The 14,858-nt window shown below is 68.1% G+C and carries 11 protein-coding genes; 8 read left to right on the forward strand and 3 right to left on the reverse strand.

The features are described 5' to 3' along the window. The first annotated feature begins 701 nt into the window (after positions 1 to 701). The 3 genes from leuS (at position 702) to AC1DDH_RS01510 (ending at position 4,745) form a co-directional block, all read left to right on the forward strand. Entirely contained in the window at positions 702 to 3,233 is a 2,532-nt protein-coding gene (leuS, locus tag AC1DDH_RS01500) for a leucine--tRNA ligase (RefSeq protein WP_476849282.1), read from the forward strand. Positions 3,234 to 3,369: 136 nt separating this feature from the next. After that, the gene (locus AC1DDH_RS01505) at positions 3,370 to 4,446 is read left to right on the forward strand and encodes a DegV family protein (protein ID WP_476954704.1); all 1,077 of its coding nucleotides are present in this window, start codon (positions 3,370 to 3,372) and stop codon (positions 4,444 to 4,446) included. Positions 4,447 to 4,559: 113 nt separating this feature from the next. Then, entirely contained in the window at positions 4,560 to 4,745 is a 186-nt protein-coding gene (locus tag AC1DDH_RS01510) for a hypothetical protein (protein ID WP_476870903.1), read from the forward strand. On the opposite strand, the gene AC1DDH_RS01515 is transcribed toward AC1DDH_RS01510, so the two are convergent. Next, positions 4,729 to 5,355, reverse strand: a complete 627-nt coding sequence (locus tag AC1DDH_RS01515; RefSeq protein WP_476954705.1) for a hypothetical protein — start codon at positions 5,353 to 5,355, stop codon at positions 4,729 to 4,731. The genes AC1DDH_RS01510 and AC1DDH_RS01515 overlap by 17 nt on opposite strands. Before the next feature lie 886 nt (positions 5,356 to 6,241). Between AC1DDH_RS01515 and AC1DDH_RS01520 the strand changes: the two genes are divergently transcribed. Genes AC1DDH_RS01520 through holA form a run of 3 tightly spaced genes read left to right on the forward strand, consistent with a single transcriptional unit; the run spans position 6,242 to position 9,913 of the window. Then, complete coding sequence (locus AC1DDH_RS01520) at positions 6,242 to 6,913, forward strand: ComEA family DNA-binding protein (RefSeq protein ID WP_476857061.1); 672 nt, start codon at positions 6,242 to 6,244, stop codon at positions 6,911 to 6,913. 16 nt (positions 6,914 to 6,929) lie between these two features. Continuing rightward, positions 6,930 to 8,963 (forward strand): ComEC/Rec2 family competence protein, encoded by a 2,034-nt coding sequence (locus AC1DDH_RS01525; RefSeq protein WP_476954706.1) that lies wholly within the window; start codon positions 6,930 to 6,932, stop codon positions 8,961 to 8,963. Further along, on the forward strand, positions 8,897 to 9,913 hold the full coding sequence (holA, locus tag AC1DDH_RS01530) for a DNA polymerase III subunit delta (RefSeq protein ID WP_028276695.1): 1,017 nt from the start codon (positions 8,897 to 8,899) through the stop codon (positions 9,911 to 9,913). Before AC1DDH_RS01525 ends, holA begins: the two co-directional genes overlap by 67 nt. Before the next feature lie 268 nt (positions 9,914 to 10,181). Here the strand turns inward: holA and rpsT are convergent, their stop codons facing one another. Both rpsT and AC1DDH_RS01540 read right to left on the reverse strand, forming a co-directional pair. Further along, positions 10,182 to 10,442, reverse strand: coding sequence for a 30S ribosomal protein S20 (gene rpsT, locus AC1DDH_RS01535; protein WP_018773112.1), 261 nt, complete (start codon positions 10,440 to 10,442; stop codon positions 10,182 to 10,184). Between the two features lie 203 nt (positions 10,443 to 10,645). After that, positions 10,646 to 11,251: a type II toxin-antitoxin system PemK/MazF family toxin gene (locus tag AC1DDH_RS01540; protein WP_476954707.1), complete on the reverse strand. Its 606-nt coding sequence runs from the start codon at positions 11,249 to 11,251 to the stop codon at positions 10,646 to 10,648. Positions 11,252 to 11,610: 359 nt separating this feature from the next. Between AC1DDH_RS01540 and lepA the strand changes: the two genes are divergently transcribed. Both lepA and hemW read left to right on the forward strand, forming a co-directional pair. After that, positions 11,611 to 13,464, forward strand: a complete 1,854-nt coding sequence (gene lepA, locus AC1DDH_RS01545) for a translation elongation factor 4 (RefSeq protein WP_026266375.1) — start codon at positions 11,611 to 11,613, stop codon at positions 13,462 to 13,464. A 45-nt stretch (positions 13,465 to 13,509) separates the two neighbouring features. Then, entirely contained in the window at positions 13,510 to 14,748 is a 1,239-nt protein-coding gene (gene hemW, locus AC1DDH_RS01550; RefSeq protein ID WP_476954708.1) for a radical SAM family heme chaperone HemW, read from the forward strand. The last annotated feature ends 110 nt before the right edge of the window (positions 14,749 to 14,858 follow it).

Genomic DNA, 14,858 nt, shown 5'->3' on the forward strand with positions numbered 1-14,858 from the left:
GATCTTTATCGAATAGTGTTCCCATTTGAATCGTTTGGCAAGATCAAAATTTTATGCCTGCTTCACGGTTTTTCACGGGTTTCTCCCAGCTTGGAGGCTCACAATGCGCTCTCCGAAGAAACTTCGCGGAAGGGCCCGGGCGCCCGTGGCCGGCCACCCGGGTGTTCGTTGTTTTTCTACTTGTTTTCCGCGCCGAGCTACCCGAATTTCTGTCGTAGTTACTTGCCCGATACGTCGGGCAATTGGCAGTAAGTACCGCTATTCCATAGGTATGTCGTTTGTAACAATTGCGGACATAGCAGCCCGCGCAGGCCGCCGGAGCGCGAGTCGACTGCGACTACCGGGCCGCTACCGGCCCGTCGGTTCAGCGCGAACCAGCCCGAGGGGCTAAAGTGGTCCTATGCGCGCCGTGCTCCTGCTTAGCTAGCCGCCCGGCATCCCGGCGAGACCTCGTTTCCGAAGAGTCCCCGGATTGCCGAGCGGCGGCCCCTCCATGTCGAGGGGCTTTTGTGTGTCCGGGGTAAATTCCGGTCCGCAACGCACGAATTTACAGCAGGAGTACCACGTACGGACAGTATGGAGTCAGGACCGGGCAGCCGGCCGTGACAGTGCAGACTTGATGGTGAACAGGCCTGGCGGCAGGCAGGCCTGAAGGTAGACAGGCCTGGGTAACAGGCCGCACAGAACAGAAGAGGCCAGCAGTGAGCGTTCAGCCGGAAACACAGACCGGATCGCCAGCAGCCGCGGCGGAGGGGCCTGAGGAAGGTGCCTACAGCTTCGCGGCAATGGAAGCCAAATGGCCGCAGGTCTGGGAAGACCTGAAGGTCTTCACGCCGCTCGACGACGGCTCAAAGGAACGCCGCTACGTGCTGGACATGTTCCCGTATCCGTCCGGTGACCTTCACATGGGCCACGCCGAGGCGTTCGCGATGGGCGACGTTGTGGCGCGCTACCTGCGCCAGCAGGGCTACGACGTGCTGCACCCGATCGGCTGGGACTCCTTCGGCCTGCCCGCGGAAAACGCGGCGATCAAACGCAACGCGCACCCCAGTGAGTGGACGTACGCCAACATCGACACCCAGGCGGCATCGTTCAAGCGCTACGCAATCTCCGCCGACTGGTCCCGCCGGCTGCACACCTCGGACCCGGAGTACTACCGCTGGACCCAGTGGCTGTTCACGCGGTTCTACGAGCGTGGATTGGCCTACCGCAAGAATTCGCCGGTCAACTGGTGCCCCAAGGACCAGACCGTGCTGGCCAACGAACAGGTGGTCAACGGCGCCTGCGAGCGGTGCGGCACTCCCGTGACCAAGAAGTCCCTGAACCAGTGGTACTTCAAGATCACCGACTACGCCGACCGCCTGCTCGATGACATGGACGAACTGCGCGGGCACTGGCCCGAACGCGTCCTGGCGATGCAGAAAAACTGGATCGGCCGTTCCGAGGGCGCCCATGTCAACTTCGTGATCGAGGCCGACGGCGGCAAAGCCGCCAAGGACGTCACCGTCTTCACGACGCGCCCGGACACCCTCTACGGCGCCACGTTCTTCGTCGTCGCCGCCGACGCGCCGCTCGCCGTCGAACTGGTCACCGACGAGCACGCCGCCGCCCTGGACGCCTACCGGGAGCAGGTCAAGGCGCTCTCCGAAATCGAGCGCCAGTCCACCGAGCGCGAAAAGACCGGCGTCTTCACCGGGCGCTACGCGACCAACCCGCTCAACGGCGAAAAGCTGCCCGTCTGGGCCGCCGACTATGTCCTGGCCGACTATGGCACAGGCGCCATCATGGCCGTCCCGGCCCATGACCAGCGCGACCTCGACTTCGCCAAGACCTTTGACCTGCCCGTCCGGGCAGTCCTGGACACGGGCGAGGAAGACCCCGCCGCCACGGGCATCGCCACCACCGGCGAAGGGACCCTGATCAACTCCGGCGGCCTCGACGGGCTGCCCAAGGCCGAGGCCATCCCGGCGGCCATCGAAATCCTGCGCGAGTTGGGCACCGGCGAGAAGTTCGTGAACTTCCGGCTGCGTGACTGGCTGCTCAGCCGGCAGCGGTTCTGGGGCACACCGATCCCCATCATCCACTGCCCGGCCTGCGGGGAGGTCCCGGTCCCGGATGATCAGCTGCCCGTGACCCTGCCGGCGGACCTGCGCGGCGAGGACCTGTCCCCGAAGGGCACGTCACCGCTCGCCGCGGTCGAAAGCTGGGTCAATGTCGAGTGCCCCAACTGCCAGGGCCCGGCCAAGCGGGACACGGACACGATGGACACCTTCGTGGATTCCTCCTGGTACTTCCTGCGCTTCGTCTCTCCGCAGTACACCGGTGGTCCGTTCGATCCGGAGAAGATCAACGACTGGATGCCGGTCGGACAGTACGTGGGCGGCGTGGAGCACGCCATCCTGCACCTGCTCTATGCGCGGTTCTTCACCAAGGTCATCCACGACCTCGGCATGATTGAGGCGGACGAGCCGTTCAGCGCACTGCTGAACCAGGGGCAGGTGCTCAACGGCGGCAAGGCCATGAGCAAGTCCCTGGGCAACGGCGTCGACCTCGGCGAGCAGTTGGACAAGTTCGGTGTGGACGCTGTCCGCCTGACCATGATCTTCGCCTCCCCGCCGGAGGACGACGTCGACTGGGCGGACGTATCGCCGTCGGGCTCCGCGAAGTTCCTGGCCCGGGCCTGGCGCCTCGGCCAGGACGTCACAAGCGCACCTGGCGTCGATGCCGCCACCGGTGACCGTGCCCTGCGCACCGTCACCCACCGCACGATCGCCGATGCGCAGGCCCTGCTGGACAACAACAAGTTCAACGTGGTTGTCGCAAAGCTGATGGAACTGGTCAACGCGACCCGCAAGACCATAGATGCAGCCAGCGGTGCCGGCGGTGCGGACCCAGCAGTCCGCGAGGCCGTCGAGGCCGTAGCCGTAATCCTGAGCCTGTTTGCACCGTATACCGCCGAGGATCTGTGGAACGTCCTGGGGCACCCGGCATCGGTCGCCAACGCCGGCTGGCCCACGCACGACGACGCACTCCTCGTGGAGGACACGGTCACCGCCGTCGTCCAGGTGCAGGGCAAGGTGCGGGACCGGCTGGAGGTTTCCCCGGACATCTCCGAGGAGGACCTGCGCGAACTGGCGCTGGCATCGGAAAATGTCCAGCGCGCCCTCGATGGCCGTGCCCTGCGCACGGTGATCGTACGGGCGCCTAAACTGGTCAACATCGTCCCGGCCTAGCCGGACGTACCAGCCTGACACTGGCCGCCGGCTGATCCCGGCGGCCAGTGCAGACAACCAGCGCAGACAATGGGACGGGCACAAGTGCCCCCGCCGGAGAAGCAAGTCCACGCGTCCCCACAGCAGGAGGTCCTTCGTGCCACACCGCGAGCCGTCAGGCTGGCCATGGCTGCGCGAGCGGCTTGTTCGCCTGCGGCAGGGTTCCCGGGACAGCATCCCCGAAGCGGCTCCCGCCGCCGTCGTGCAGGTTGCGGTGGTCACGGACTCTGCCGCCGCGCTGCCCGCGGACTGGGTCCGGGCTTTCGCTGCTGACGGCCGGCTCACCGTGGTCCCGATGCCCGTGATGGTCGGCGCCGAAATCTACGGCGAGGGTGAGGACGACATTGCGGAGACCATCGCCGTGGCCCTGGCCAGCGGCAAGCCCGTCAAGACCTCGCGTCCGTCACCGGGGCAGTTTGAACACGCCTACCGGGAGGCCAGCGAGCGTGGCTTCCAGTCCGTGGTCTCCATTCACATCTCCGCGGGGCTGTCCGGGACAGCCGACGCCGCCCGCCTGGCAGCCCAACGGGTCGGCATACCGGTAGAGGTCCTCGACTCCCGGACGGTCGGAATGGCCCAGGGCATGGGCGTGCAGGGCGCGGTGGTCGCGGCCGCCGACGGCAGGAGCGCGGCCGACGTCTTGGCCTTCGCGCAGGACCGGCTGGACCGCACCAAAGTGTACTTCTATGTCCCGACCCTGGAACAGTTGCGCCGGGGCGGCCGGATCGGGGCGGCGGCCTCGCTCTGGGGGACCATGTTCTCCATCAAACCCATCCTGGCGGTGGAAGACGGCCGGATCATCCCGCTGGAAAAGGTCCGGTCAGCGGCGAAGGCCATCGCACGCCTGGAAGAAATCGTGGCCGCGGACGCCTCCGGCCGCCCTGCCGGGCAGGCGCGGCTGGCTGTGCACCACTTTGGCAACCAGGCCGAGGCCGAAGACCTTGCCCGGCGCCTGGCCGTGGCATTACCGGCATGTCCGCCGGCCCAGATCAGCGCTCTCCCGGCAGTCCTGGCGGCACACGCCGGGCTCGGTGTGCTCGCCGTGATCGTGGGGGAGGGCAGCACCCCTGCGGCAGCGAAACCCGATGCCTTCGCCGGGGACATCGCCAGCCCGGACAGCGGGGAAGCGCACCCTGGCAGGGCAGCGGCCGAAGCGACGGAAACCGGCGACTAGCGCGGCGGGTCCATGTGCTCCATCTGCGCGGACGCCGGACTCTGGCCGTGAACGGGCGGCGGCGGTAAAGTCACTCCACCGAACCCAGCGAACCAGCGAATCCGGAGGCCGCCATGGCAATGCAGGTGCACCACGTAGTCCAGTTCGATCGCGACGTTGCCGAAGAGGTGACCAAGTGGCTGAAATACCTCAAAGGCCAAGTGACCAGCGTTCAATTCCTCACCACCACGGTCCCGGATCCCAAGGCCGCGGACAAATGGCGCGTGCAGTACGAGGCATACATCACCTACCAGAAGTGAACCCCCGCCTGTAGCTGCATTTCAGGGGGTGGGCACGGGCGATGTCCGTCCGGGCGTGGGCGATGCTGTACGCGCGGGTGTGGCTGGTTCCGTTGGCGCTGTCTCTGGCGTTGTCGCTGACACGGACGTCGGCGGGATGGTTGGTGGGGCGGCCGGCTCGGACGTTGGCGGGGCGGGCGTTTCCGGGACCGTCGGTGGGGCGGCCGGCTCGGACGTTGGCGGGGCGGGCGTTTCCGGGACCGTCGGTGGGGCGGCCGGCTCGGACGTTGGCGCGGCGGGCGTTTCCGGGACCGTCGGTGGCGCGGCCGGCTCGGACGTTGGCGCGGCGGGCGTTTCCGGGACCGTCGGTGGCGCGGCCGGCTCGGACGTTGGTGCGGCGGGTGTTTCCGGGACCGTCGGCACGGTGACTGGCGCGGACGTTGGCTCGGTGGTCGGTATGACGGTTGGCGTCGTGGGCGCGGGTACCGACACTGACGTTGGTGGAGTCGTTGGCGTTAGGGAGGCCGGCGGGGCTGCGGGAGGCGGAGTCGTTGGCGGCGGGGTTGGCCCGGGGGCTGGCTGATTCGGCCCGATAGTGTAGCTGGGCTGCTGGCCTGAGCCGTTGACCCACAGGGCGGCCTGCACCCGGCGGGCACTTCCGGGCTCCAGCCACCAGAGCACCTGTACGTTGCAGTGGTAGACAATCGTGACATTGGCGACGGCGCCCTGCGGCGGAACTGCATGGATCGAGGTGGCGGCTGTTTGGGTGGTCCAGATGAAATTCTGGTCGGCAGTCATTCCGGCCGTGCCGTCGACCGAAACATGCGCTATGCCGTACAGACCGTACTGGGGGCAGAAACTGCTTTCCAGAGAAAAATTGACCACCTGGGTTGAGGTGGCTTGCGTTGTGTCTGCCACGACCGGTGGGGCTGGCAGCATGGTGCCGCCAAGCGCCAGCACCGCCGCGGGCCCAAACAACCACTTCATTGCACACCAGCTTTCGACGCCTGAAATTTACCTCCAGGCGATCAGGGTTGCCCCCAGCCGGCAAAGTCTTCTCGATTGGATGCAGACGTTACCACCGGGTCCGGGCGGGCACCAGCGTAGGGAATACTTGCCTGATGCCGCGGATCTACGCGTATTACTCAGGTATATCCACATACGCCCGGTCCCCGGTATCAGCGGGGGTGAGGGCTGCCTAGAGTCGTTCCATGCCACGCCGCAACCCGGGAACTGAATCCGCCACAGGCGTCAGGGTTGCCCGTGATCGCCTGGCAGCGACGCGCTGGGCTGCCCGGGGTGCGAAAGATACTGCGGAGCCGGGCGAATCCCCGGCTCCGGGCCGGGAACCGGGCGACTCAGCGGGGCTGCTGGAGTTGCAGGTTCCGGCGCCCGGCAGCCCTGTCCCGGTCCGGGCTGATGGCGTCCTCGCTGCTGGACGATGCGTCGGGGGCGGCCCTTCACACCATGCGGATGAAACCCGCGGGTACCGCCGGGGAAGAAGGCCGACGCTGGCTATGCGATTTCGGGCCAGGACAGGGGTTAAAGCCGCTGCCCTGCTGGGCGTCCTTGCCGTGGTGCTGGGCGGCTGCTTCTGGTGGCAGGCCGGAACCGGCGGCGCGCAGGTGGTGGCTCTCAGCGACTCCGCCCCCGCCGCCGAGGAAGCACCCGATCCGGCGGATGACGGGTCAACCGCGCCGCCGGGAGATGAGGCCACCGCGGCGCCCGAAAGGATCGAGGTCCATGTTGCCGGTGCCGTGGCCAGCCCGGGGGTGGTTCAACTGCCGGCGGGAAGCCGGCTGCATGAGGCGATTGCAGCGGCGGGCGGGCCCACGGTTCTCGGGGATCCGGACCGGCTCAACCTGGCCGCCGTGCTGGAGGATGGGCAGAAGGTCCTGGTGCCCATCCGCGGCGAACCCGGTGAGGCCGATACGCCCACGGGCGGCTCACCTGCGCCCGGTTCCGGTCCGGGCGGCACGGGGCCAGTCGGCGGGGGCGGGAAGGTCAACCTCAACACCGCCGGCCTCGAGGAACTCGGGACCCTCCCGCGCGTCGGGCCGGTGCTGGCGCAGCGGATCGTGGATTGGCGCCAGCAGCACGGGCGGTTCAAGACAGTGCAGGAGCTCGACGCCGTCGACGGGATCGGTCCGAAGTTGCTCGAGGCCCTGCTCCCGTTGGTGGGTATCTGACGTGGCAAATCCTGAGATGGAAAAGCCTGACACTGCACAGCCTGGCACTGCACGGCGTGGCGTGGACCGGACCGGCCCGCTGGGTTCTGTGGCGGTCCCGCAGAGTCGCTGGCAGCGCTACGTCGATGCGGCCGTCGATTCCCCGGCGCGTGCGGAGCACGAGGATCCGGTGGCCTCCGGCCGGATCCGCGGATCCGGTAAACCCGCGCGAGACACCGCCGCGCGTCGGCGCCCGATCGAACGGACACGACGGACGGACCTTCGTCTGGTGCTCCCGGCACTTCTTGTCTGGGGGACCGCCGTTGCCGGAAACTGGCTGTCCCCTGCAGGGCTGGCCGGTCTCTGCACGGCGCTGGCGGCGGCCGGAGGCATGCTCTTCCTGGCCGGTCGCGTCATCCTCGGCCGTTCTGGGCTCCGCCCGGCGAGGGAGCGGGGCGCCAGGATTGGGCGGGGTGGCCACGGGCGCGGCCGCAGCGCCGGGCAGGCGGTTCCGCGCAGCATTCGCGCCACAGTGGCAGCGGCGCTGCTGTTGTCCTCCGCGGCAGGCTCACACGCCGCCGTCGAGGCCTCCCGGCGGCACGACGGCGCCATCGCAGAAGCTGTGGCCGCCCGCGCGGCCGTCGTCGCGGAACTGGAAATTGCAGGCGCCCCACGGCCGCTCAGGATTCCCGGTGCCGGTGGCCTGCCGGACCGCTGGGCAGTTCCCGTGATCCTGACGGCGATGACCTTCGGCGGCCACAGGGTCGCCGGGGACGCACGGATCGTGGTCATGGGCGGGGCCACCTGGGGAGACGCCGTTCCGGGCCAGCTCCTGCGCGCCACAGGCAAACTCCGTCCCGCCGCGCCAGGGGAGTCGGAGGCCGGACTCCTGGCAGCGACGTCTGCGCCAACCCTGCTGCGGGGACCCGGGCCCTGGCAGCAGGGTCCCGGGGAGCTTCGCCGCGCCTTCACCGCCGCGGCGGCAAGGTTCGGGGGCGACGCCGGCGGGCTGCTGCCCGGCATGGTCACCGGCGACACCAGCGCCCTGGACCCCGAGTTGGAAGCCGCCATGAAGACCGTCGGGATGACGCACCTGACCGCCGTCAGCGGGGCCAACTGCAGCCTGATCCTCGGGACGCTGCTGCTCGCCGCCCGCACGCTCCGCCTTCCGCGCGCGGCCGCCGCCGCGGCCAGCCTCGCGGGGCTGGCGCTGTTCGTCCTCATGGTGGGACTGGATCCGAGTGTGCTGCGGGCCGCACTCATGGGCAGCATCGGCCTCGCGTCCGTAGCTCTTGGCCGGGCGGGGCGCGGACTCAGCCTGCTCTGTGTTGCCGTCATCGGCCTGCTGCTGGCGCAGCCGGTCCTGGCTGCCAGCTTCGGATTCCTGCTCTCGGTCCTGGCCACGCTGGGAATCGTGGTCGCCGGACGCCGCATCATGGACTGGCTGCCGCCTTCGGTTCCGCGCTGGGCGGCAGCCGGCGTCGCCGTACCCCTGTCTGCCCAGCTCTTCTGCGCCCCGGCGATCGTGTTGTTGCAGCCGCAGTTCGGCGCCTACGCCCTGCCCGCGAATGTGGCCGCCGCAGCGCTCGTGGCGCCAGTTACACTCCTCGGCACGGCCGCCGTGGTGCTCCTGCCCGCTCTCCCGGCCGCAGCGGGCCTCCTCATGGCCGCCGCTGCTGCCTTCGCAGGTGCGGTGGCGGGGGTCGCCCGGTTCTTCGCGGCACTCCCGGGCGCCGCCCTGCCGTGGCCGGAAGGAGTCTTTGGTGCAGCCACCATGGGAATCTTTTCCGCGGCTGTGCTGGCGGCGGCGTGGCTCGCCCTGCACCCTGCCGCGGCCGCCCGTGGCGTCCTCGCGGCACACGCACGGGTGGTCGCCGTCCTCGACGGACGCTCGCATGCGGCGGCACGGTCAGCCGTCCGGCGGGCCGTCAGCCGCGGCTTGGAGCACCGGTCCGGGCGTGGGACGCTTAGAGTCCGCAAACCAACTTCCGGGAGGAATCGAGAGTGGCTGCTGCCCAGACCCAACGGCCCAGGACCTCGGCGTCGAACACCGCCACCTGGCGCGATGTGACACCTGCTGCCGTCGTCCTGGTGGGCGGTCCGGAAGACTACATAGGTGCCCGGGCCATGGACCGTATCCGCGCGCAGGTCCGCGCGGTGGCGCCCGACGTCGAAATTACGCGGCTCAATGCCGGCAGCTACACGGCCGGGTCCCTGGCCATGAACGTCAGCCCTTCACTGTTCGGCGAACAAAAGCTCATCGAGGTCGACGGGCTCGAGGCGATGAACGATGCCTTCCTCGCCGATGCCCTGAAGTATGTGGTCCAGCCCGAACCGGAGGCCTTCCTGGTGCTCCGCCACGGCGGGGGAGTCCGCGGCAAGAAGCTGCTGGACGCCATCAAGGCCGCGGGCTGGCCCGTTGTCGACTGCCAGCCGCTCAAGAAAGACGCCGAGAAGATCGCCTTCGTCACGGCCGAGTTCCGGGCGGCCTCCCGGCGTATCGACCCCGACGCCGTGCACGCCCTGGTCAATGCGGTTGGCGCGCAGCTCGCGGAACTCGCCGCCGCCTGCAGCCAGCTGATCGCTGACGCCACCACCGGCGTGGACGCGGCCATGGTGGACAAGTACTACGGCGGCCGGGTCGAGGCAACAGGTTTCAAGGTCGCCGACGCCGCGATGGCCGGCAACGGCCCGCTGGCCCTCTCCACACTTCGCCACGCCCTGGCCACCGGCGCGGACCCGGTGCCGATCGTGGCTGCCCTGGCGTCGAAGTTGCGCTCCCTGGCCAAGGTGGCCGGCGCGCAGGGGTCGTCCTCGCAGATCGCCAAGCAACTGGGTATGCAGCCTTGGCTCGTCGAACAGGCCCAGCGGGAAGTCCGGCGCTGGACGCCCGAGGGGCTGGTCCGCTCCATCCAGGTCACCGCCGAGGCCGACGCCCAGGTCAAGGGCCTCTCCCGGGATCCTGTCTATGCCGTGGAACATGCGGTAACGGTGATTGCCACCTCGGCCAGGAGTTCCTGACACCCGCGTTCGAACCCAGGGGCCCGGCGTGTCGGCCCTGCGAGTCCGGCCGGACCGGGGCCCGGCGTGTTGGCCCTGCGGGTCCGGCCGGACCGGGGCCCGGCGTGTTGGCCCTGCTGGCGCGGACCCGGCAGCGGGCAGCCGGCGGCGTACCGGAGTAGTACGAGAACGGGTGCGGAGTCGGCCCCTTGCGGAACCGGCTTAACTGGATGTGGCCGGCACCCATGGGGTGCCGGCCACAATCATCAGTTCAAGTGAACTGGAAACCTTAGAGCGCGTTGACCTTCTTGGAGATGGCCGACTTGCGGTTTGCAGCGTTGTTCTTGTGGAGAACGCCCTTGCTGACGGCCTTGTCCAGCTTGCGGCTGGCAGAAAGCAGTGCAACAGCCGCAGCATCCTTGTCGGTGGACTCAACGGCGGTGTTGACGGCGCGGATGGCCGTCTTCAGCTCAGACTTGACTGCGTTGTTGCGCAGGCGAGCCTTTTCGTTGGTCAGGATGCGCTTCTTCTGGGACTTGATATTAGCCACGTGTGAACTCTCTTTTTCAATGCGGAAAATGGTCTAGAGGGCTTTCAGATTGGCCATTGACTGAGCGGCGTGGGGATACCTATGGCGACCAACCATCTGTGGCCGTCGACCTGCACGGACACACAGCTGTAAATAATAGCAGAGATCAACGTACAGGCACGAGTGCGGGTGGCGATCCGCCGCCGCGCACGGTGTCCGCCGGGTCAGCTCCAGCCGTGCCGCTGCCGCAGCGCGGCCGCGATGTGGTTGAAGCGGCCTGCGTCCAGGATCGCTCCTTCGCGCCGGATGTCCTTCGCGTTGATCTGCAGAACCCGGTCCAGCTTCGCTTCGCTGGGCCGCCACTGGCGGTCCCAGGGTCCCGTGCCGATGTCCACGTAGTCATCCGACCGGCGGGAGTCGCCGTCGTGGTCCTTGCTCGTCAGCATCAGGCCCAACAAATACCGGCCGCTGGTGCCCACCAGCAGCACCGGACGGTCCTTGCCCTGGGAGTAGTCCTCTTCGTAGGGCACCCAGGTCCAGACGATTTCGCCGGGCTCGGGCAGGCCGTTGGGTGCGGGGGCATAGCGGACGGCGGCCCGCCCCTGGAAGTCGCCGGGATATGTTCCGGTCAGTCCGGCGGCCGGGGTGCCCCCTGTGGAGCGGGCCGGGGTGCCGGGACGCGCCTGGCCCGGCCGCCGCTTCGCCGCAGGCTTTCGGGCGGGTTTTGCCGCCGGCCCACGGGTGGTTCCCGGTGCGGAGCCGCCAAGTTTATCCAGGAAGCGCAGGGCATCGCGGACCGCGCCGCTGATCGATCGTAAGTTCCAAGCCATGGGGAAACCATACCGGCACCCCTGCAGAGAAAGGGGCAGGGAATGAGCGGGGGATAGGTGGGGCAGAGGGTGGCCGCAGTCGGCCGGCGGGCAGGCAGGGGCGGACCCAGGCACGGCGCAGCACGCAGCCAGATCCGCGCGCGCAACCGCAGCCGAGCCGAAGCCAGATCCGCGGGCGGAATCCCTCCGAGAGTCCACCGGACCCAGGAGAGTCCGCAACGCAACGCAGGGATGCACTGCCACTGGCCCGGACGTGGGAGACTATAGGGACAGAAATGCGCCACGTCGCAGGATGGCATACGAGCATCCGCACCGAGCCGTGGAAAAGCCAACCGTAATGCCAACAGTAAGGACCCTGCGTGTCTCCCATGGCCCGCACCGCCCCGGTGCCCGCCGCAACAGATCCGGCCATCATCCGGAACTTCTGCATCATTGCGCACATTGACCACGGCAAATCCACACTGGCCGACCGGATGCTCCAGTTCACCGGTGTTGTCCAGTCCCGTGACATGAAGGCCCAGTACCTGGACCGCATGGACATTGAGCGCGAACGCGGCATCACCATCAAATCCCAGGCCGTCCGCATGCCCTGGGAACTCGACGGCACCAGCTACGCGCTGAACATGATCGACACCCCCGGGCACGTCGACTTCACGTACGAGGTCTCCCGCTCGCTCGCGGCCTGCGAAGGCGCGATCCTGCTGGTGGACGCGGCCCAGGGCATCGAGGCCCAGACTCTCGCCAACCTCTACCTGGCGATGGAAAACAACCTCACCATCATCCCGGTCCTGAACAAGATCGACCTCCCGGCAGCCCAGCCCGAGAAATACGCGGCGGAACTCGCCAACCTGATCGGCGGCGACCCCGACGACGTGCTCCGCGTCTCCGGCAAGACCGGCATGGGCGTCGAGGTCCTGCTGGACAAGATCGTCCGCGACCTGCCGGCACCGGTGGGCGACCCGAACGCCCCCGCCCGGGCCATGATCTTCGACTCGGTCTACGACACCTACCGCGGTGTGGTCACCTACGTCCGCGTCGTCGACGGCATGCTGCACCCGCGTGAACGCATCCAGATGATGTCCACCCGTGCTACGCACGAGCTCCTTGAGATTGGTGTGAGCTCCCCGGAACCCACCCCCTCCAAGGGCCTTGGCGTCGGCGAGGTCGGCTACCTCATCACCGGTGTGAAGGACGTCCGCCTGTCCAAGGTGGGCGACACCGTCACCAACCTGGCCAAGCCCGCCACCGAGTCCCTCCCCGGCTACGCTGACGCCAAGCCGATGGTCTTCTCCGGCCTGTATCCGCTCGATGGCACGGACTATCCGGTGCTCCGCGATGCGCTGGAGAAGCTGATGCTCAACGACGCCGCACTGGTGTACGAGCCCGAAACGTCCGCCGCGCTGGGCTTCGGCTTCCGGGTGGGATTCCTGGGCCTGCTGCACCTGGAAATCACCCGCGAGCGGCTCGAACGCGAATACAACCTGGACCTCATTTCCACCGCGCCCAACGTGGAATACGAGGTCACGCTGGAGGACAAGAAGGTCGTCCACGTCACCAACCCCAGCGAATACCCCACCGGCAAGATCGCTGAGGTCCGTGAGCCGATGGTGTCCGCCACCATCCTTGCGCCGAACGAGTTTGTCGGCGCCATCATGGAGCTGTGCCAGAGCCGGCGCGGCGTCATGGGCGGCATGGACTACCTCTCCGAGGACCGGGTGGAAATCCGCTACCGCCTGCCGCTGGCCGAAATCGTCTTCGATTTCTTCGACATCCTCAAATCCAAGACCCGCGGCTACGGGTCACTGGACTGGAAGGCCGACGGCGAGCAGGTGGCCGACCTGGTCAAGGTGGACATCATGCTCCAGGGCGAACAGGTTGATGCGTTCTCCGCCATCACCCACCGCGACAAGGCCTACGCCTACGGCGTGATGATGACCGGCAAGCTGCGCGAACTCATCCCGCGCCAGCAGTTCGAGGTGCCCATCCAGGCCGCCATCGGCTCCAGGATCATCGCCCGCGAAAGCATCCGCGCCATCCGCAAGGACGTCCTTGCCAAGTGCTACGGCGGTGACATCACCCGAAAGCGCAAGCTGCTGGAAAAGCAGAAGGAAGGCAAGAAGCGCATGAAGATGGTGGGCCGCGTCGAGGTGCCGCAGGAGGCTTTCATCGCCGCGCTGACAACGGACGAGTCCAAGGACAAGGCCAAGAAGTAACGGTGCAGGTAATGACTGTTGCTGCAGTATCGGCAGGCCGGGCCCGTGCCTAGCGTTCTTCCCCTCGGCGACCCGGCGCCGGCGGACGGGCTGCTGCCCGCCCAGGCGGGCGAGGGCGCCGATCAGCGAGCATTCGGGCTGTACGTGCACATCCCGTTCTGCGCGGTCCGCTGCGGGTACTGCGACTTCAACACCTACACCGCCACCGAGCTGGGCGGCGGGGCCTCCCAGGACGCCTACGCCGCCACCGCGATCGCGGAAGTGGAGTTCGCCGCCGCGGCCCTGAAGGGCAGCGGCCTGCCCGGCCGCCCCCTCAGCACGGTCTTCTTCGGCGGCGGCACCCCCACCCTGCTGCCGGCGGAGGACCTGGCGCGCATACTCAGCGCCGCGATCGACGCCTGGGGACTGCAGCCCGGCGCCGAGGCGACCACCGAGGCGAACCCCGATTCCGTCACGCCCGCATCCCTGCAGCTGCTGGCCGACGCCGGGTTCACCCGCGTTTCGTTCGGCATGCAGTCGGCTGTGCCGCACGTCCTGAAGGTCCTGGACCGCACCCACACGCCCAGCCGGGTGCCCGAGGCGGTGCAGTGGGCGCGTAATGCCGGGCTCTCGGTCAGCCTCGACCTCATTTACGGGACGCCGGGGGAGTCTTTGGCGGACTGGCGCTACTCGCTCGAGACCGCACTGTCCTACGCCCCCGACCACATCAGCGCCTATGCCCTGATCGTTGAAGACGGCACCAAGCTTGCCGCGCAGATCCGCCGTGGCGAAGTGTCGGAAATCGACGACGACGACCACGCCGCCAAATACGAACTCGCCGACGAACTGATTTCCGCCGCCGGGCTCAACTGGTACGAGGTCAGCAACTGGTCCCGCACCCCCGAACAGGCCTGCCGGCACAACCTCGCTTACTGGCGTGGGGACGACTGGTGGGGCATCGGGCCGGGGGCGCACTCGCACGTGGGCGGCGTCCGCTGGTGGAACGTCAAGCACCCCACCGCCTACGCCAACCGCCTCGGCGCCGGCGCCTCACCCGCCGCCGGACGCGAAACGCTGGACTCTGAAACCCGCAACGTGGAACGGGTCATGCTCGAGGCCCGGCTCAATTCCGGGCTCGACATCCCAAGCCTCGGCGGCCTGGGGGACACCGGCAGGCACGCTGTGGCGGGGCTGATCGCGGACGGCCTCGTGGACCCCGCGGCGGCTTTCAAAGGCCGGCTCATTCTCACCCTTAAGGGCCGGCTGCTGGCCGACGCCGTCGTCCGCAGGATCCTGCCGGACTAGTCTGGCCGGCAAAACTTCCACGACTTGGTTGCCCGCATCAGCGGCCACAACACCCTGCCACACAAAAGAGAGCCGGCCGCTGCCCCTGACGGGCGGCGGCCGGCTCTCGT

The sequence above is a fragment of the Arthrobacter sp. 10T425 genome, assembly GCF_056393985.1.